This is a genomic window from Amycolatopsis sp. MEPSY49 (assembly GCF_051337345.1).
Taxonomy (GTDB): Bacteria; Actinomycetota; Actinomycetes; order Mycobacteriales; family Pseudonocardiaceae; genus Amycolatopsis.
This window is the reverse complement of the sequence record NZ_JBDLYJ010000003.1, coordinates 182,245-197,701: the sequence shown is the minus strand read 5'-3', so window position 1 is coordinate 197,701 and position 15,457 is coordinate 182,245. Positions and strand designations below refer to the sequence as shown.

General features: G+C 72.4%; 17 protein-coding genes. 11 read left to right on the top strand and 6 right to left on the bottom strand.

All coding sequences use genetic code 11. The features are described 5' to 3' along the window. Nucleotides 1-50 precede the first annotated feature (50 nt). The 4 genes from ABFJ78_RS15580 (at nt 51) to ABFJ78_RS15565 (ending at nt 4,158) form a co-directional block, all read left to right on the top strand. Nucleotides 51-374 (top strand): hypothetical protein, encoded by a 324-nt coding sequence (locus ABFJ78_RS15580; RefSeq protein ID WP_436387027.1) that lies wholly within the window; start codon nt 51-53, stop codon nt 372-374. Then, nucleotides 371-937, top strand: coding sequence for a hypothetical protein (locus ABFJ78_RS15575; RefSeq protein ID WP_436387025.1), 567 nt, complete (start codon nt 371-373; stop codon nt 935-937). The genes ABFJ78_RS15580 and ABFJ78_RS15575 overlap by 4 nt, the downstream gene beginning before the upstream one ends. A 102-nt stretch (nt 938-1,039) precedes the next feature. Further along, a complete protein-coding gene (locus tag ABFJ78_RS15570) occupies nt 1,040-2,296 on the top strand; it encodes a glycosyltransferase (protein WP_436387023.1) in 1,257 nt (418 codons plus the stop codon). After that, on the top strand, nt 2,296-4,158 hold the full coding sequence (locus ABFJ78_RS15565; RefSeq protein WP_436387021.1) for a glycosyltransferase family 39 protein: 1,863 nt from the start codon (nt 2,296-2,298) through the stop codon (nt 4,156-4,158). The genes ABFJ78_RS15570 and ABFJ78_RS15565 overlap by 1 nt, the downstream gene beginning before the upstream one ends. A 35-nt stretch (nt 4,159-4,193) precedes the next feature. Here the strand turns inward: ABFJ78_RS15565 and ABFJ78_RS15560 are convergent, their stop codons facing one another. After that, nucleotides 4,194-4,751, bottom strand: coding sequence for a hypothetical protein (locus tag ABFJ78_RS15560; protein WP_436387020.1), 558 nt, complete (start codon nt 4,749-4,751; stop codon nt 4,194-4,196). 460 nt (nt 4,752-5,211) lie between these two features. On the opposite strand from ABFJ78_RS15560, the gene ABFJ78_RS15555 reads away from it, so the two are divergent. Further along, on the top strand, nt 5,212-5,967 hold the full coding sequence (locus ABFJ78_RS15555; RefSeq protein WP_436387019.1) for a hypothetical protein: 756 nt from the start codon (nt 5,212-5,214) through the stop codon (nt 5,965-5,967). Here ABFJ78_RS15555 and ABFJ78_RS15550 read toward each other — a convergent pair. Continuing rightward, nucleotides 5,946-6,671 carry an AfsR/SARP family transcriptional regulator gene (locus ABFJ78_RS15550; RefSeq protein WP_436387017.1) on the bottom strand — a complete coding sequence of 242 codons (726 nt, stop codon included), beginning with the start codon at nt 6,669-6,671 and terminating at the stop codon, nt 5,946-5,948. The genes ABFJ78_RS15555 and ABFJ78_RS15550 overlap by 22 nt on opposite strands. A 113-nt stretch (nt 6,672-6,784) precedes the next feature. On the opposite strand from ABFJ78_RS15550, the gene ABFJ78_RS15545 reads away from it, so the two are divergent. The 3 genes from ABFJ78_RS15545 (at nt 6,785) to ABFJ78_RS15535 (ending at nt 11,199) form a co-directional block, all read left to right on the top strand. Further along, nucleotides 6,785-7,495: a PP2C family protein-serine/threonine phosphatase gene (locus ABFJ78_RS15545; RefSeq protein WP_436387015.1), complete on the top strand. Its 711-nt coding sequence runs from the start codon at nt 6,785-6,787 to the stop codon at nt 7,493-7,495. 109 nt (nt 7,496-7,604) lie between these two features. Further along, nucleotides 7,605-9,569 (top strand): hypothetical protein, encoded by a 1,965-nt coding sequence (locus tag ABFJ78_RS15540; protein WP_436387013.1) that lies wholly within the window; start codon nt 7,605-7,607, stop codon nt 9,567-9,569. Between the two features lie 151 nt (nt 9,570-9,720). Further along, nucleotides 9,721-11,199, top strand: coding sequence for an ABC transporter substrate-binding protein (locus tag ABFJ78_RS15535; protein ID WP_436387011.1), 1,479 nt, complete (start codon nt 9,721-9,723; stop codon nt 11,197-11,199). Here the strand turns inward: ABFJ78_RS15535 and ABFJ78_RS15530 are convergent. The 3 genes from ABFJ78_RS15530 to ABFJ78_RS15520 are packed head-to-tail and all read right to left on the bottom strand — an operon-like array spanning nt 11,196 to nt 12,303. Beyond that, complete coding sequence (locus tag ABFJ78_RS15530; protein ID WP_436387009.1) at nt 11,196-11,672, bottom strand: DUF2127 domain-containing protein; 477 nt, start codon at nt 11,670-11,672, stop codon at nt 11,196-11,198. The genes ABFJ78_RS15535 and ABFJ78_RS15530 overlap by 4 nt on opposite strands. A 26-nt stretch (nt 11,673-11,698) precedes the next feature. After that, nucleotides 11,699-12,115 (bottom strand): hypothetical protein, encoded by a 417-nt coding sequence (locus ABFJ78_RS15525; protein WP_436387007.1) that lies wholly within the window; start codon nt 12,113-12,115, stop codon nt 11,699-11,701. Further along, on the bottom strand, nt 12,109-12,303 hold the full coding sequence (locus ABFJ78_RS15520) for a zinc finger protein (RefSeq protein WP_436387005.1): 195 nt from the start codon (nt 12,301-12,303) through the stop codon (nt 12,109-12,111). Before ABFJ78_RS15520 ends, ABFJ78_RS15525 begins: the two co-directional genes overlap by 7 nt. A 51-nt stretch (nt 12,304-12,354) precedes the next feature. Here ABFJ78_RS15520 and ABFJ78_RS15515 point away from each other — a divergent pair, with 51 nt between their 5' ends. After that, nucleotides 12,355-13,227 (top strand): helix-turn-helix domain-containing protein, encoded by an 873-nt coding sequence (locus tag ABFJ78_RS15515; protein ID WP_436387003.1) that lies wholly within the window; start codon nt 12,355-12,357, stop codon nt 13,225-13,227. Further along, on the top strand, nt 13,227-13,385 hold the full coding sequence (locus ABFJ78_RS15510; protein ID WP_436387002.1) for a DUF397 domain-containing protein: 159 nt from the start codon (nt 13,227-13,229) through the stop codon (nt 13,383-13,385). Before ABFJ78_RS15515 ends, ABFJ78_RS15510 begins: the two co-directional genes overlap by 1 nt. Here ABFJ78_RS15510 and ABFJ78_RS15505 read toward each other — a convergent pair. Further along, nucleotides 13,359-13,949, bottom strand: coding sequence for a TetR/AcrR family transcriptional regulator (locus ABFJ78_RS15505; RefSeq protein WP_436387001.1), 591 nt, complete (start codon nt 13,947-13,949; stop codon nt 13,359-13,361). The two genes, ABFJ78_RS15510 and ABFJ78_RS15505, sit on opposite strands and share 27 nt — an antisense overlap. Nucleotides 13,950-14,074: 125 nt before the next feature. On the opposite strand from ABFJ78_RS15505, the gene ABFJ78_RS15500 reads away from it, so the two are divergent. After that, the gene (locus ABFJ78_RS15500; RefSeq protein ID WP_436386999.1) at nt 14,075-15,433 is read left to right on the top strand and encodes an MFS transporter; all 1,359 of its coding nucleotides are present in this window, start codon (nt 14,075-14,077) and stop codon (nt 15,431-15,433) included. Nucleotides 15,434-15,457: the final 24 nt, after the last annotated feature.

Here is a 15,457-nt window from a genome sequence, read left to right as displayed (position 1 = left end):
CCCGCCGGAGTGCCCGTCCTAGACCGTGCGTTCGTTCCGGGGGTGCCACGATGCAAGACCACAACCTACCTACGGCCCGCTCGAGTGGTTGGTTCGACCGGCTGCTGCTGCGCCTCGGCGAGTGGCTGTTCGCCGCCGACGAAGACGCCCGCGCGACCGCGCGTGGCTGGGAAGTCCGGCGCGGGGCCCGAGGCACCCGCGTCTACCGCGATCCCCGCTGGGACACCGTGCACGCCTGCGCCTCGTGCGGCGGGCACGGGATCCGCCCCTCCGACGGCACGGCTTGCCCGGGCTGCGCCGGAACCGGAGTCGTCCGCCGGGCACCCGCGACCGCCGTCCCGGTCGCCGACGGCTGCGAAGGAGCACGGTCATGAACCACGAACTTCCCGAACTGGCCCGGCAGCTGGCCCCCGTCAAGCGGCCCAACCCGCTGCTCTGGCTGTACCACTGGCGCTACGAGATCCTCGCCGTGACGGTGCTGCCGTACGCCCTGGTCAACCTCGTCCTCTGGCTGGGACCGGTCTGGTCGCTGGTCGCCCTGGTGGCGGCGTTCAACTGGGTGTTCTACTGGCGCGCGGCCCGCCGCCACCTCCGTGGCCGGCTGCGCGCGATCGTGGTCCAGCACCGCCTGCGCACGGCGTTCGCGAGCGCCCGCGTCTGCACGGTCGACGGCCGCCGCCCGGCGATCCTGTGGACCCGCCCGGTGGACGGCGACATCGTGGTGTCGCTGTTCTGCCCGGCGGGCATCGGGTTCGACCAGATCCACTCGCGGCGTGACGTCTTGGCGGACGCGTGCTTCGCGACGGAGATCTACGTGGACCGGCACCCGAAGTACGGGGCGCTGGTGACGTTGACGATCTGCGCGAAGGCGGCTCGCCGCGAGCCCGGTCGCGCGGCGTCGCCGGGCGAGGTCGTCCCGCTGCGGGCGCACAGCTGATCCCGCGCCCGGCGTCCACGTACTGGACGCCGGGCGCGGCGCACAGGAACCGCACAGGGCGATCACACCGTCACCAAAGCGGGGCCCGCGACCGTAGGACGCATGACAGCCACCGCCTCCGCAGCACGGCCCGGGACCGTCCCGGTCGATCTGGCCGGTCCGCAGCCCGTCCTCGACGTCGTCATCCCGGTCTACAACGAAGAGACCGACCTCGAACCGTGCATCCGCCGGCTGCACGCGCACCTGGCCGAGCACGTCTCCTACCCGTACCGGATCACCATCGCCGACAACGCGAGCACCGACTCCACGCTGCGGGTGGCGGAAAGACTGGCCCGCGAGTTCCCCGAGGTCGCCGTCCACCACCTCGACGAAAAGGGCCGCGGCCGCGCGCTCAACGCCGTCTGGCGGGCCTCCGACGCCGCCGTCCTCGCCTACATGGACGTCGACCTCTCCACCGATCTCGCCGCGCTCGGGCCGCTCGTCGCCCCGCTTCTTTCCGGTCACTCCGACCTCGCCATCGGCAGCAGGCTCGCCCGGGGAGCGCGAGTCGTGCGGGGGCCGAAGCGCGAGTTCATCTCCCGTGCCTACAACCTCATCCTCAAGTCCACGCTCGCCGCGAAGTTCAGCGACGCCCAGTGCGGCTTCAAGGCCATCCGCGCCGACGTCGCCCGCGAGCTGCTCCCCCACGTCGAGGACACCGGCTGGTTCTTCGACACCGAACTGCTCGTCCTCGCGCAACGCGCCGGGCTGCGGATCCACGAGGTGCCCGTCGACTGGGTCGACGACCCCGACTCGTCGGTCAACATCGTCAAGACCGCGGCCGCGGACCTCAAGGGCATCGCCCGCGTCACGAAGGCCACCTTCACCGGCGAGATCCCGATCAGCAGGCTGCGCGAGCAGCTCGGCCGCCGGCCGATCGGCGTCGAGGCGCCGGGGGTGCCGCCGCGGCTGGTGACGCAGCTCGTGCGGTTCGCCGCCATCGGCGTCACCAGCACGCTCGCCTACCTCGTGCTGTTCCTGCTGCTGCGGACGGTCGTCGGCGCGCAGGCGGCGAACTTCACCGCGCTGCTGGTGACGGCGATCGGGAACACCGCGCTGAACCGGCGGCTCACCTTCGGCATCCGCGGCCGCTCCGGCGCCGGGCGCCACCAGTTCGAAGGGCTGATCGTCTTCGGCCTCGGCCTCGCCCTGACGAGCGGGGCGCTGGCCCTGCTCAACGGCTCCACCACCCCCGGCCTGGTCCTGGAGATCACCGTCCTCGTGCTGGCGAACCTCGCCGCGACGGTGCTCCGGTTCCTGCTCCTGCGCGGCTGGGTCTTCAACCCGCGCCGCCAGGCCGCCACCCAGAAGGAGTTCTGATGACCGCCGTCCTGTCCGGCCCGGTGACGCAGGAACCGCGGCACCGCAAGGAGTCCGCCGCGCACGCGCCGCCGCGCTGGGTCCGCCCGGCCGTGTTCGGGCTGCTGGCCGCGACCGCCGTGCTCTACTTCTGGAACCTCACCGCCTCCGGCTACGGCAACAGCTTCTACGCCGCCGCCGTGCAGTCCGGGACGCAGGACTGGAAGGCGTGGCTGTTCGGGTCGCTCGACTCGGGCAACGTCCTGACCGTCGACAAGCCGCCCGCGGCGTTGTGGGTCGCGACGGCCTTCGCGCGGATCTTCGGCTTTTCCAGCTTCACCGTGCTCGCCCCGCAGGCGCTGATGGGCGTCGCGTCGGTCGGAATCCTTTGCCTGACGGTGAAACGGACGTCGGGCCCGGTCGCCGGGCTGCTGGCCGGCGCGATGCTGGCCGTGACACCGGTGGCGGCGCTGATGTTCCGGTTCAACAACCCGGACGCGCTGCTCGTGCTCCTCATGGTCGCCGGCGCCTACTTCGTCGTGCGCGCCACGGAAAAGGCCAGCCCCAAGTGGCTCGCGCTGGCGGGCGTCGCGATCGGGTTCGGCTTCCTGACCAAGATGATGCAGGCGTTCCTGGTGCTGCCGGCGTTCGGGCTGGCGTACCTGATCGCGGCGCCGGCGTCGCTGGGCAAGCGGCTGCTGCACCTCGGCGGCGCGGTCGTCGCGCTGGTCGTCTCGGCGGGCTGGTACATCGCGCTGGTCGACCTGTGGCCGACGGCGTCGCGGCCCTACATCGGCGGGTCCGAAGGGGACAGTCTGCTCGAACTCGCCTTGGGCTACAACGGGTTGTCGCGCATCTTCGGCGGCGGCGACGGCGGCGGCCCGGGCGGTGGCGGCGGCATGGGCGGCGGCAACACCGGCTTCGGCGGCGCCTCCGGGCTGTTCCGGATGTTCGGGTCGAGCTTCGGCACGGAGATCTCGTGGCTGCTGCCGGCCGCGCTGATCGGCCTGGTCGCCGGCCTGTGGTTCACCCGCCGCGCGCCGCGCACCGACCGGACGCGCCTGGCGCTGGTGCTGTGGGGCGGCTGGCTGGTCGTCACCGCGCTGGTGTTCAGCTACATGAGCGGCATCGTGCACCCGTACTACTCGGTCGCGCTCGCCCCGGCGATCGCCGCGCTGGTCGCGATCTCGGGCCGCGCGCTGTGGCGGGGCCGGGCCAACCTGGGCCCGCGGGCGACGCTGGCCGGCATGGTCGTCGCGACGGCGGTGTGGTCGTTCATCCTGCTCGACCGCACGCCGGACTGGTTCCCGGCGCTGCGCTGGATCGTCGCGGTGCTCGGTGTCCTCGCCGGGACGGTGCTGGTGATGGGCGTGCCGCCCGTCCGGAAGGCGGCCGTGGTCGTGGCGACGGCGGTGGTCCTGACGATCGGGGTGTCGTCGGCGGCCTACGGCGTCGAGACGGCGTCGATCGCGCACAGCGGCTCGATCCCGACCTCGGGACCGACGTCGAGCGCGATGGGCGGCGGCATGGGCGGCGGTCCCGGCGGCTCCGGTGCGGACTCGTCGTCGAGCGCGATCGGCGAACTGCTGGCGAAGACGACGACGAAGTGGGCCGCGGCGACGACGGGCTCGCAGAACGCGGCGTCGCTGGAGCTGGCGAGCGGCAAGGCGGTGATCGGCATCGGCGGCTGGAGCGGCTCCGACCCGGCGCCGACGCTGGTCGAGTTCAAGGCGTACGTCGCGGCCGGCGAAGTCAAGTACTACATCGACGGCGGCCGCGGCGGTGGCCCGGGCGGCGGTTCTTCGGAGATCACCGCGTGGGTGACGGCGAACTTCACCGCCACCACGGTCGACGGCCAGACGGTCTACGACCTGCAGAAGTGACGATCGCCCGGGCTTCTTCGGAAGCCCGGGCCTTTTCACGCGATCCCGCGGGCCTCGCGGACGAACGTGTCGCGGTGGGCGCCGCGGAAGACGGTCGTCTCGACGAGCGCCTCGAAATGCCGGTACCCGCCGAGGGCTTCGGCCTCGTCGAACGCCTCGGCCGCGGCGGCGGTGCCGTGGCCCCCGCAGCCGGCGACGACCACGACCTCCGCGGTCTGCGGGGCGAACGGGTTCGCCGCCCGGATGACCAGACCGTAGTCGACGCGTGGCTCACCGGCGTCGTCGAAGCGCGGCGAGGCCGCGAAGCCGGACTTGCGGTCGTAGACGGACGATCCGTTCTCGGCGAACCCGAGCGAGAGCACGCCGTCCAAGCGCTCGAGGACACGTGCGGTCAGTGAATTGCCGCCGATCAGGATGAGATCGTCGAGGATCTCGCCTTCCGTGAGCGCCTCCGCTTCGACGAGCCGCACGGCCGACCCGAGCTGGGCCTGCAGCTCCACCGCGGCGAGCAGATCGCCTTCGTCCACCACGGCGCCGGGGAAGCGCAGGCCGTAGACCATCAGCGGCCGTGAGTCGTGCGACGCTGCGCCCACCGTCGGCTCCTTCGGTCGTTTAACCGAAGTCGTCGCAGGTCAGCGGCTCGTTACGGCCGGGGCCGCAGGTGGTGGCCGACGTCCCCGACGAGATCCACCGTGGCCCGGCGCTCGGTGAATCGCCACCCGCCGGCGGTGCGCGTGAACCGGTCCGCGTACCTGGGCTGCAATGCGGGAACGACCTCGGTGCCGCGGTTCAGCACGCCCCAGCGATGCTTTGCGACGGCTCGCCTCGAGCGCGATGTCGTCCTGCCGTGTTCGGCGCGGAGTTCCGGCCGAGTACGCGATCACCGAGTCGCGGAGCACCCGCTTGACCCGGCGCCTCGGAAGACTCTGCCGCAGCGAACGAACACATCAGCGCCCGGTGATCGTTCACGGGGACGAGCGTACAGAGAAAGTATAGAAACCTTCCGTACCGTGGCGGCGACGGCGGCAGGGGGCCGCCGACGGGGGTGAATCCATGACGCTCGATCGACGCAGCCTGCTCAAACTCGGGGCGGGGGCGGCCGTCGCGGTCGCGAGCACCGGCCTGCTCACCGGCACCGCGGAAGCTTCGACGCTACCGCCTGTGCCCGGCATGCTGGGCGACCGGAAGGCCAACGAACTCTGGTACCAGCTCGACGAAATCGCGCTGTACCACCCGGCACAGGAAGTGCAGGACGCCTACGCCGTGCTCTTCCCCTTCATCCAGCAGAACGCCCCGGGTGGCCTGCCCGCGAAGTGGCGGGAGCTCAGCCTGGAACCGGGCTACCCGAAGAACTACGCCGAGTTCGTCAAGCCCGTCGAGCCGCAGCTGAGCACGCTGTCGGCCTTGCAGCTCGGTAACTTCGACCGCTTCTACCGCGGCGACGAAGAGGGCCTCGCGAAGGCCTTCGCCGCGTTCGGGCAAGGGATTCTGTTCGACCCGCGGCGGGCCGACGTCGAGTCCGAAGTGCACACGATGGACGGCGATCCGCCGTCGGGCTACCACTTCTGGCACTGCATCCAGCGCGCGCAGATGCTGCTGGGCATCGATCGGCACCGGTGGGCGCGGATCGACCCGATGCTCGGGTTCGCGTGGGCGCTGCAGTCGATCGCGCGGCCCGACCACCGGCACGTCAACCCGGGCCTGCCGCGCGAACAGGTGCGCGCGCTCGCACGGTACTGGCTGCCGCGGTCGCCCGCGGAACTCGACCACGACTTCCGCGCGACGCCCTACCCGGACAGCACCCGCTGATACGCCGCCCGCAGCACCGGGCCCGGCGCGATCCCCAGCCGTTCGGCGAGGATCCGCCGGCCCCGGTGGTACTCGGCGACGGCGTCCGCCGGCCGCCCGCCGGCGCAGAGCGCGGCCATGAGCAGCGCCCGCGCGCGTTCCCGCAGCGGGTGTTCGAGGACGAGGCCGGTGGCGTCGGGCACCGCGCGCACGTGGTCGCCCGCCGCCACTTCCGCCTCGATGCGGCCCTCCAGGACGGCCAGCCGCAGCTCCTCGAACCGCGCCGACTCCCCCGCGCGGAGCGGTTCGGCGACATCGGCGAGGACGGGGCCGCGCCACAGGTCCAGCGCGGCACCGAACAAGCACGCCGCCCGGGTGGCGCGGCCCGCGCGAAGTTCGTCGTGCCCCACGGACGCCAGCCGCTCGAACTCCTCGGCGTCGACGGTCCCGCCGGGCGTCAGCAGGTACCCGCCACCGGAGCGGACGAACCGCGCGGGGCCGCCGAGGCCTTTGCGCAAGCGGGAGACGTAGGTGCACAGCTGCGCGTCGACCGTCGACGGCCGGTTTCCTTCCCACAGCAGCGAAATGAGCCGCTCGTCGGGCACGACCCGCCCGCGCGCCAGCAGCAGCGCGGCCAGCAGTGTCCGCGGTTTGCGGCCACCGAGCGCGGCCGGCCGGCCATCCGCGCGCACCACCGCGAGCGGTCCGAGAATCCGGAACTCCATGTCCCCACCCCGTTCCCAAGGTACGCGGATCGACACCGGCGGCACAGGAAAGTCTCAGACGGCCCACAGGTTCGGCGCGGATCATGGAGCCCAGAGGGGATGAGGAGGCCGCGATGATCACGACACGTCCGGGTTACCCGCGCTGGCACACCGCGAGCGCCCAGGGGCCGCGCTCGCTCAACGCCGACGCCGTCGGGGCCTATGCCGCCGCCGGTGGGCCCGGCGTCGTGTTCGCCCTCGCCGACGGGGTCGGCGATGATCCCGCCGCCGCCCGGGCCGCCCGGACCGCCGCCGCGGCCGCCGCTCGCACTGCGGTCCACAAAGGACCCGTCGAGGCAGTTCTCGCTGCGCAGCAAGCAGTGCGCGAGCAGACGCTCGGGGACGCCGTGCTCGTCGTCGCCATGCCGGCCGCGCACGGCGGGTACCGCATCGCCTGGGTCGGCGACGCCCGCGCGTACGCCTGGGACGGCACCACCCTCGGCCGCCTGACCACCGACCACACGCTCGCCGAGTACTTCCGCGCCCGCCACCAGCCGGTGACCCCGCGGATGGAGCACGTCGTCACCACGAGCGTCCGCACGACGAAGCCGGAAGAGATCGGCACGGCGGAGACGACCAGCACGGGCCTGCTGCTGACCAGTGACGGCGTCCACAAGCCCTTGGCCGGCAGCGGCATCCGCGCGGTGCTGGCCCAGCCGGGCACCGGGGCGGCCGAACTGGTCGAGGCGGCGCTGGCCCGCGGCGGCTCGGACAACGCGACCGCCATCTACGTCGAACCCCTGGAGGCCGCCGTCACGACGGTGCGATTTCCCGTCGCCGCGTGAGGCGGGTTGACAAAAGCTGGCCAAACCGGCCGAACCGGTAGCTGATTCGTCACCTTCTGCTTACTCTCGTTACCCACCGCATCGAGTGGTCGCAGGGGAGTCACCGCCGATGGCCGAGCCGGACCGGACCGTGCTGTTCACCAGAGAACTCCTGTGGCACGGCGCCGTCGGCGAACCACCGCGCAAGCCGCCGGTGGCCGTGCTGCTCGGCCCGGTCGGCTCCGGGAAGACGCACGCGCTGCACCGGATCGACGCCGACCTCGGCTGGGGCGTCGTGCACAGCCGGTTCGACTTCGGCGACGGCAACCCGAGCCCGGCCGACGTGCTCACCCGGCTCGCCTACGGCTTTTCCCGCGGCTGGCGCCACCGCGCGAAACCGCGGTTCCTGCGGTTCGCCCTGGCCCTGATCGCGGCGCGCGCGGACCTCGGCACGACCGACTACACCCAGGACAAGGCGACGCTGCGCCGGCTGCTCGAAGAGTTCCACCGCGACCGCCGGCCCCGGTGGATCGACGCGACGGTCGGCCTCGGCGTCCGCGTCGCCACCGCGACCGGCGCGGTCCCCGCCCCCATCGCCGACGCCTTCGCCGCCGAGCTCCCGAAGCTGGTGCGAGCCGTCCGGCCGCGGCTGGCCCAGGCCCTGCGCTCGTTGCGGGAAGTCGAGTGGTTCCAGGGCGACGACGCCTACGACGCGCTCATCGAGATCAACCGGCTCGCCCGCGGCCGCGAAGCCGACCCCGAGCGGCTCACGGCGTGGCTGCTCGAAGCCTTCCTCGCGGACGTCCGGGAAAACCACCGCCGGATGTCCGGTCCCGAACGCCGGAGCCCCTGCGACTGCCCCGACTCCCGGCGGCGGCCCCACGTGCACACCTGGGTCGCGCTGCTGGACAACGTCGACCACCCCGGCGGCCTGGCCTTCCTGCGGGCCCTGACGGCCGCGCGGGACCGCCACCACGGCACCCCCGACCCGCTGCTCGTCGTCGCGACCAGCGGGTCGTGGCACGGCGAGTGGGGTGACGAGCTGGGCCGCGTCTGGCGGCCGCCCTGGCAGCCGGGCACCGGCGTGGGCCGGACCGTTCCCGCCTGCGGACAGGCGTCCTACGAGCACTGGGCCGGGCAGCCGGACACGCGATCGTCGGCGTACTACCCGGTGCTGCTCGAACCACTGTCCGTCGGTGCGGTGGCCGAACTCCTCGGCCGCGACGTCCCGCGTGCCCACGCGGAGTTCGCGCACCGGGCGACCGGTGGCCTGCCGGGTGCCGTGCAGCACGTCGCGCGGGTCCTGCGCGACAAGGAGATCGTGCCGGGCGCGCGCGACTCCCTCGGTGCCGGCGGCCCGGAACCCTGGCAGTCCTGGCTTTCCGCGCTCGGTCTCTCCACTGTGGACGTCGACGAGCTGGTGGCGGCCGCGCCGTTCGCCACCGCGCCCTGGCTGGTCCAGCCGCGGGCGGAGGGCGCCGTCGTCCAGCCGCGCGTCGGCCCGATCCTCACCGAGTTGCGGGCTTCCCTGTGGGTGCGGGCCGGCGAAGGTCCCGGCGCCCGGGACCAGGTCACGCTGCACCCGTGGCTGGCGGGCAACCTGGCCTCCGCGCTGGCCCGCCGCGACGGCGGCGCGCCCGGCTACCGGGCGCAGTTCGCCGCCCTGCGGGCCGTCGCCGGGACCGACGAGGTCCGGCTCGCCTACTGCCGGCTCGCCCTCGGCGAGTTCCCCGCGGTGGTGGACCTGTTCGAACGGGACTTCCCGGACCTGCCGCACCTCGAGTGGCTCGACCGGCTCACCCTGGTCGTCCACGCGCCGGACGACCAGCCGCTCGGCGCCGGCTACGACGAGCTGCGCGAACAGCTGGTCAAGGCCGATCGCGAGCACCAGCCCGACCGGACGCCCGTGCGCAACGAGCTCGCCCGCCTGATCGCCACGAGCTGGCTCGCCACGAACCCGTTCGCCGTGCGGGGCAGCGCCCAGAACCGCGACATCGAGCTGGCCCTGGTCAACCTGGCCCGGGCGTCCGAGCTCGCCGACACCGCCCACCTTTACGCCTTCGCCGACCGGGCCGCGCGCGGCCTCTGGCCGTGAGGAGTCACCTTGTCCCCCACCGCTTTGGCCCGCCGCGCGCCGTCCCGCGGCCGTCGTCCCGCCCCGCCGGGGCGCCCCCCGCGCGGGGGGCGCCCCGGCGGGGCGGGCCGACCGCCGCGGGCCGGCCGGGGGCCGTCGGCCCGCCCCGCCGGTGCGCCCGCGGCGCGGGGCGCACCGGCACTGGCTGGTGCTGTCCTTCGCCGGGCTCGTCCTGCTCGGCGGCCTGGTGATCTGGCAACGGCCGTGGGAGCGGTGCGGGCCCGGCCTGGACGACACCGCCGACGCCGGGTGCGTCGGCCTGAACCTGGCGTCCGGGCCGTTCCGGGACGACGACCCGCTCGCCGACCTCGAAGCGCTCATCGCGGACCACAACGACCAGGTCGCCGGCGACTACGAAACGATCGTGCTGCTGGAGAACATGACCTCGGACCCGGCGACCGACAGCACGCCGACCGAGTACGTCCGCCACGAAATCGAAGGCGCCATCGCCGCGGTCTGGCCCGGTCCCGGCGACATCCCCCACTTCAAGCTGCTCCTGGCCAACATCGGCGGCGACGCCGCGCACTGGCGCGCGGTGGTGGACCGGATCGTCGAGCACGCCGACGGCGAGCACATCGCCGCGGTGACCGGCCTCGGCATCAGCCTCGCCAACGTCCGTGACGCGGTGGCGGCCCTGTCCGAGCACGACATCGTGACGATCGGCGCCACGGTCACCGGCGACGACCTGAACTTCGACGCGAACCACCGGCCCATCCGGAACTTCTTCCGGGTCGGGCCGACGAACAGCGACGAGGCACGCGCGGCCGTCAACTACATCGCGAGCCTGCCGAACCGTCGCACGATGCTCGTCGCGGACGTCAGCGACGCCGAGATCTACGCCGCGACGCTGGCCCGGGCCTTCCAGCAGCAGGACCGGATCCCGATCGAGTTCACGAAGAAGTACCGGCTCCCGGCCAAGCTCACCGGCGCCAACCGCCACGACTACCTGCTCAAGCTGTTCGGCGGCATGCACTCCGACATCTGCGCCGCGCAGCCGGACGTCATCTACTTCGCCGGCCGCGGCGTCGACCTGCGCTCGTTCACCACCGCGCTGGCCGAGGACGGCGCCTGCCGGCAGCTCCCGTCGGTGACGGTGGTCTCCGGCGACGACGCCGCGACCCTCGTCGGGTCACCGCTGCGGCTCGACGGCGACATCGCCGTCCGGCCCCTGTACACCGCTCTCGCCTACCGGGACCAGTGGCAGAAGTTCGTCGGCGACGAAGCGTCCCTGACGTACCGGACGAACTACAGCGACTTCGAAAACCGCTTCACCCGCCACAAGTTCGCCCCGGCCGACCTGCTGGACGGCGCCGCGATGATCGAGTACGACGCCGCGGCCACGGCGGTGAAGGCCGCGGAGGACAACCCGGCGCGGGGGCACGAGGGCATGGCCAACTTCGTGGCGAACATCGACTGCAACGCGGCGCTGCCCGGCGCCACCGGCTTCGTCGCGTTCCGGCAGGACGACGGCAACCAGGTCGACAAGGCGCTGCCCATCCTGGAACTGCGGGCCGACGGCTCCACCCGCCCGGACGCCCTGGTCTGGTCGCAGGGGCGCCCGCTGGACACGTCGCCGACGTGCCGTTCCTAGGCGCGTTTCAGCTGCCGGTACTCGCGCAGCACGAGGACGATGATCACGACGTCGAGCGCGGCGAAGAACGGCAGCGCGATCGAGTGGGTGTGGACGGCCCGGAAGATTTCGTAGACGACGAACGCGCCGAGAATCAGCGCCGCGACCGGGTACGCGCGGACGATCTTGCGCGCCAGCGCCCAGACCAGGCCGAGCTTGATCAGGCCGTGGGCCAGCAGGTACGCGACAGCGAACGTCTTCGTGTCACCGTGGAGGAAGTTCTCGGTCGCCGATTGCAGGTGGCGGGCGAGGGTGCCGGACGGGTCGCCCAGCAGGTCGCGCGTGATGACCGCGTGGGTGAACCCGCTGACTGTCGAAGCGGGGATGAACGCGAGGATCAACGCCCCGACGACCTGCAGCGCGCCGTCGAGGCCCTTGATCGCGATCGCGACGCGGAAGAACTTCTCGGTCGCGGTCGTCTTCGTCTCGGACATGCCACCAGCTCAGCACGAACGGCAGGTCAGCGCACGTGGAGGCACCTTTCGCACCGAACGTGGCGCGCTGTCCGGTCCGCCGGGTCGGTGCCGTAGAACGGGAAGCACGCCGCGCCGCAGACGGCCAGGAAGATCGGCCCGCACCGGAGGGGGTGCGGGCCGACCTGGTGGGCGACGGCCAGTGCGCGCCGCCGTGCGCCCGCTTCGGGGAGCCAGCCGTGGTCCGGGAGGGTGGCGCGGACGCGGGCGTCCAGCTCGTCGGCGCGGGCGACCAGGTCCGCGCCCAGGTCGGCGAGCCGTTCGCCGAGGTCGCGGAGGATGTCCGGGCGGGGTGCCTCGTCGTCGAGGGTGCGCGCCAGCCACGCGACGTCCAGCGCGAGCGACGTGTGCAGGTCCCGGACGCGGTCGAGCAGCCGCACGTCCCGGTCGGCTTCGGTCAGCACCGCGCCAGCCACGCCGCCCGGCAGTCGGCGCAGGTCGGGTCGAACCAGTGCCCGCCGAGCTGCGGAACATCGCGCACCGCGACGGTCACCTCCGCCCCGCACAGGGTCGTGAACTGTTCTTCGGGACGCGGTGGGAAAGCCCCGTCGAGCGCGTGGCGCTTTCCCTCCGCTTGCTGCCACCTCAACATAGGACCATTCAATCTGTCCGATCCGGTAGACACCAACACGCTGATGGAGTGATGGACGGCGTTCGTATTATCGACGCCATGAAAGCGACTTCTTCCACGCCGCGCGCACGCGCGTTGGCCGCCGGGTTGCGCGAAGTGCGCGAAGCGCACGGAGTGGGGTTGCGCCAGCTGGCGCGCATACTCGGCTTCGCGCCTCAAGTGTTGTCACTGTGGGAGAAGGGGCTGAGGCTGCCGTCCGTGGCGGACGTGGCTCTCATCCTCGGCTTCTTCAAAGTGCGCGGCGAAAAGCAGAAACACTTTCTGGAATTGGCCAGGACCGCACGCGATCCCGACTGGGTCAGCACCGGTTCTCCCGAAATCCCCGAGCCATTGAGCGGCCTGCTCGAATGCGAGCGGGCCGCGACCTCGGTGACCAACTGGGCGCTCGGGATCATTCCCGGATTGCTGCAGACCGCCGACTATGCCCGCGCTCTCCTGAGCAATTCGAACCTCACCGTGGCGCAGGCCGATGCGCGGCTGGCGGTGCGGCTCGGCCGGCAGAAGATCCTGACCCGCCCCGAGCCGATCCGGTTGAGCGTGGTGCTCTACGAGGCCGCGTTCCGCGAGCCGGTCGGCGACGAGGACATCATGTCCGACCAGTACGACCACCTGCTGGCGATGTCGCGGCTGCCGAACGTCTCGCTGCGGATCCTGCCCTCCGGGCAGGGGTATCACCCCGGCCTGCTGGGCAGCTTCCTCCTCTACGACTACGAGGATCTGCCGCCGATCGCCTTCCTCGAGAACTACAGCGGGAGCGTGTTCCTCTCGGAGAGAGAACACATCTCCGCCTATCGCCAGCTCGCTAAGATGGTGTCCGGCAATGCCCTCAGCGAAGAAGCCTCCCGTGAACTCATCGCGGAGGTGACCCGACAGCCGGAGGCCTGATGACCTGGCGCAAGTCCTCGCACAGTGGCAACGAAGGCGACTGCGTCGAGGTGGCGATCGAGCGCACCGTCGGCGTGCGGGACAGCAAGGCGCCCGCCGCCGGTCAGCTCACCGTCTCGCGTCAGGCCTGGTCAGCGGCTCTTCGCCGGCTTCGCTGAGGTCTCCGACCGCACCACGTCCTCGGCGAAGGTGACCGCCGTCCGCGTGCCTTCTTCGCCGAAGATCGGGCCGTTCGTGTACAGGCCGTCGATGATGAACATGATCCGGTCGGCCAGCCGCTCCGGGTCGGCCGCCGACGTCTCGGCCGCCAGCTCGCGAAGCTGCTCGCGCACGCGCACGAAGTGGTCCATCGACACGCGGTGGGCCGGGTGCTCGCGCTCGGGGAACTCCGCGAACGTGTTGCGCAGCGGGCAGCCGCGCGTGCCCGGCACGTTCACCCGCACCCCCACCTCGCGCACCAGCTCCACCAGCTGCCCCCCGGCGTCCCCCGCGGCCGCGCGCGCGTCGGCGACGATCGTGTCCCAGTCGCCGCTGCACCGCCTCAAGTAGGCCACGACCAGGTCGTCTTTACCGGCGAACTGGGTGTAGAGCAGGTTCTTGCCACACCCGCATTCGTCGATGATCTGCTGCATCCCGACGGCGTGCACCCCGTGGCGGTTGAACAGCCGGGTGGCGGTCTCGAGGATCCGCTCACGGGCGTCCGGCGTCGGCTTGCGCGGCATCCCGCCATCGTACCGGACCAAACGGTCCACATCGTGAATCCCCGCTTGACAACGGCTTCCGACCCTCGTCATGATTCGGACCGTTCGGTCCCGGACCGATCGGTCCGACTCATCTGGGGGTTCTCTTGACCATCTCCGCCGTCCACGACCGCCTCACCCCGCGCGCCCGCGTCCTGCTGCTCGTGCTGTGCGGCGCGATGTTCCTCGACGCGCTCGACGTCTCGATGAAGGGCGTCGCGCTGCCGTCGATCGGCGCCGAACTCGGCCTGGCCACCGGCTCCCTGCAGTGGGTGGTCAGCGGGTACGTCCTCGGGTTCGGCGGGTTCCTGCTGCTCGGCGGGCGCGCCGCCGACCTGCTCGGCCGGCGCCGGATGCTCATCGGCGCGCTGGCGGCGTTCGCCGTCGCGACCGCGCTCGGCGGCTTCGCCACCAGCGGCCCGCTGCTCGTCGCCGCGCGGTTCGTCACCGGGATCAGCGCCGCCTTCAGCGCGCCCGCCGGCTTCTCGATCATCACGACGAGCTTCACCGAAGGGCCCGTCCGCAACAAGGCGTTGTCGATCTACACCGCGACCGGCGCCACCGGGTTCTCGCTCGGGCTCGTCGCGGGCGGGCTGCTCACCGAGGTCAGCTGGCGGTGGGTGTTCCACGCGCCGGTGCTGGTCGCGCTGGCCACGCTGGCCGGCGCGCTCGCCGTCGTCCCGCGCTCGGCACCGGCGGCGGGCCGCGGGTTCGACGTCGCGGGGTCGGCGACCGTCACGGCGGCGATGCTGCTCCTGGTGTTCACGCTGGTCCAGGCGCCGGACGCGGGCTGGGCGTCGGTGCGGACGCTCGGCTCGCTGGTGGCCGTCGCGGCACTGCTGACGGCGTTCGTCGCGATCGAACGCCGGGTCGCGAGCCCGCTGGTGCGCCTCGGGATCCTGCGGTCCGGCGCGCTGGTGCGGGCGAACGTCGGGGCGATGTCGCTGCTGGGCGGCTGGGTCGGCGCGCTGTTCCTCGTCACGCTGTACCTGCAGGACGGCCGCGGCTGGTCGGCGCTGGCAACCGGGCTGGCGGTGTGCCCGAGCGGGCTGGTCGTCGCGGTGCTGGCACCGCGGATCGCGGCGCCGCTGGTCGGCCGGTTCGGCTCGGGACGCGTCGCTTTGGCAGGCCTGACTTCGTCGGTGGCGGCGTACGCGCTGCTGCTGTTCCTGGACGCCTCGACCGGGTACTGGACGTCGATGCTGCCCGCGTTCCTGTTGGTGGGCTTGGCTTTCACCCTCACCTACGGCCCGCTGACGATGGCCGCGGCGGACAGCGTCCCGGCGGCCGACCAGGGCTTGGCGGGCGGCTTGGTGAACACGGCGTTCCAGGTCGGTCCGGCACTGGCGCTCGGCGTGGTCTCGGCGGTCGCCGCCACCAATGGCCCGCAAGCGGCCTTGCTGGTCCCGCTGATCGTGGCCGTGCTCGGCGTGGCCGCGCTGCTGCCGTCCCTGCGCCGGGCCTGAAAGGTCATGGGGGCACCTTCACGG

Bases quoted from the DNA above. Each gene is read 5' to 3' on its own strand.
- ABFJ78_RS15580 (WP_436387027.1), top strand. From the start codon at position 51: ATGCAAGACCACAACCTACCTACGGCCCGCTCGAGTGGTTGGTTCGAC.
- ABFJ78_RS15575 (WP_436387025.1), top strand. From the start codon at position 371: ATGAACCACGAACTTCCCGAACTGGCCCGGCAGCTGGCCCCCGTCAAG.
- ABFJ78_RS15570 (WP_436387023.1), top strand. From the start codon at position 1,040: ATGACAGCCACCGCCTCCGCAGCACGGCCCGGGACCGTCCCGGTCGAT.
- ABFJ78_RS15565 (WP_436387021.1), top strand. From the start codon at position 2,296: ATGACCGCCGTCCTGTCCGGCCCGGTGACGCAGGAACCGCGGCACCGC.
- ABFJ78_RS15555 (WP_436387019.1), top strand. From the start codon at position 5,212: ATGACGCTCGATCGACGCAGCCTGCTCAAACTCGGGGCGGGGGCGGCC.
- ABFJ78_RS15550 (WP_436387017.1), bottom strand. From the start codon at position 6,671: ATGGAGTTCCGGATTCTCGGACCGCTCGCGGTGGTGCGCGCGGATGGC.
- ABFJ78_RS15545 (WP_436387015.1), top strand. From the start codon at position 6,785: ATGATCACGACACGTCCGGGTTACCCGCGCTGGCACACCGCGAGCGCC.
- ABFJ78_RS15540 (WP_436387013.1), top strand. From the start codon at position 7,605: ATGGCCGAGCCGGACCGGACCGTGCTGTTCACCAGAGAACTCCTGTGG.
- ABFJ78_RS15530 (WP_436387009.1), bottom strand. From the start codon at position 11,672: ATGTCCGAGACGAAGACGACCGCGACCGAGAAGTTCTTCCGCGTCGCG.
- ABFJ78_RS15520 (WP_436387005.1), bottom strand. From the start codon at position 12,303: ATGTTGAGGTGGCAGCAAGCGGAGGGAAAGCGCCACGCGCTCGACGGG.
- ABFJ78_RS15515 (WP_436387003.1), top strand. From the start codon at position 12,355: ATGGACGGCGTTCGTATTATCGACGCCATGAAAGCGACTTCTTCCACG.
- ABFJ78_RS15510 (WP_436387002.1), top strand. From the start codon at position 13,227: ATGACCTGGCGCAAGTCCTCGCACAGTGGCAACGAAGGCGACTGCGTC.
- ABFJ78_RS15505 (WP_436387001.1), bottom strand. From the start codon at position 13,949: ATGCCGCGCAAGCCGACGCCGGACGCCCGTGAGCGGATCCTCGAGACC.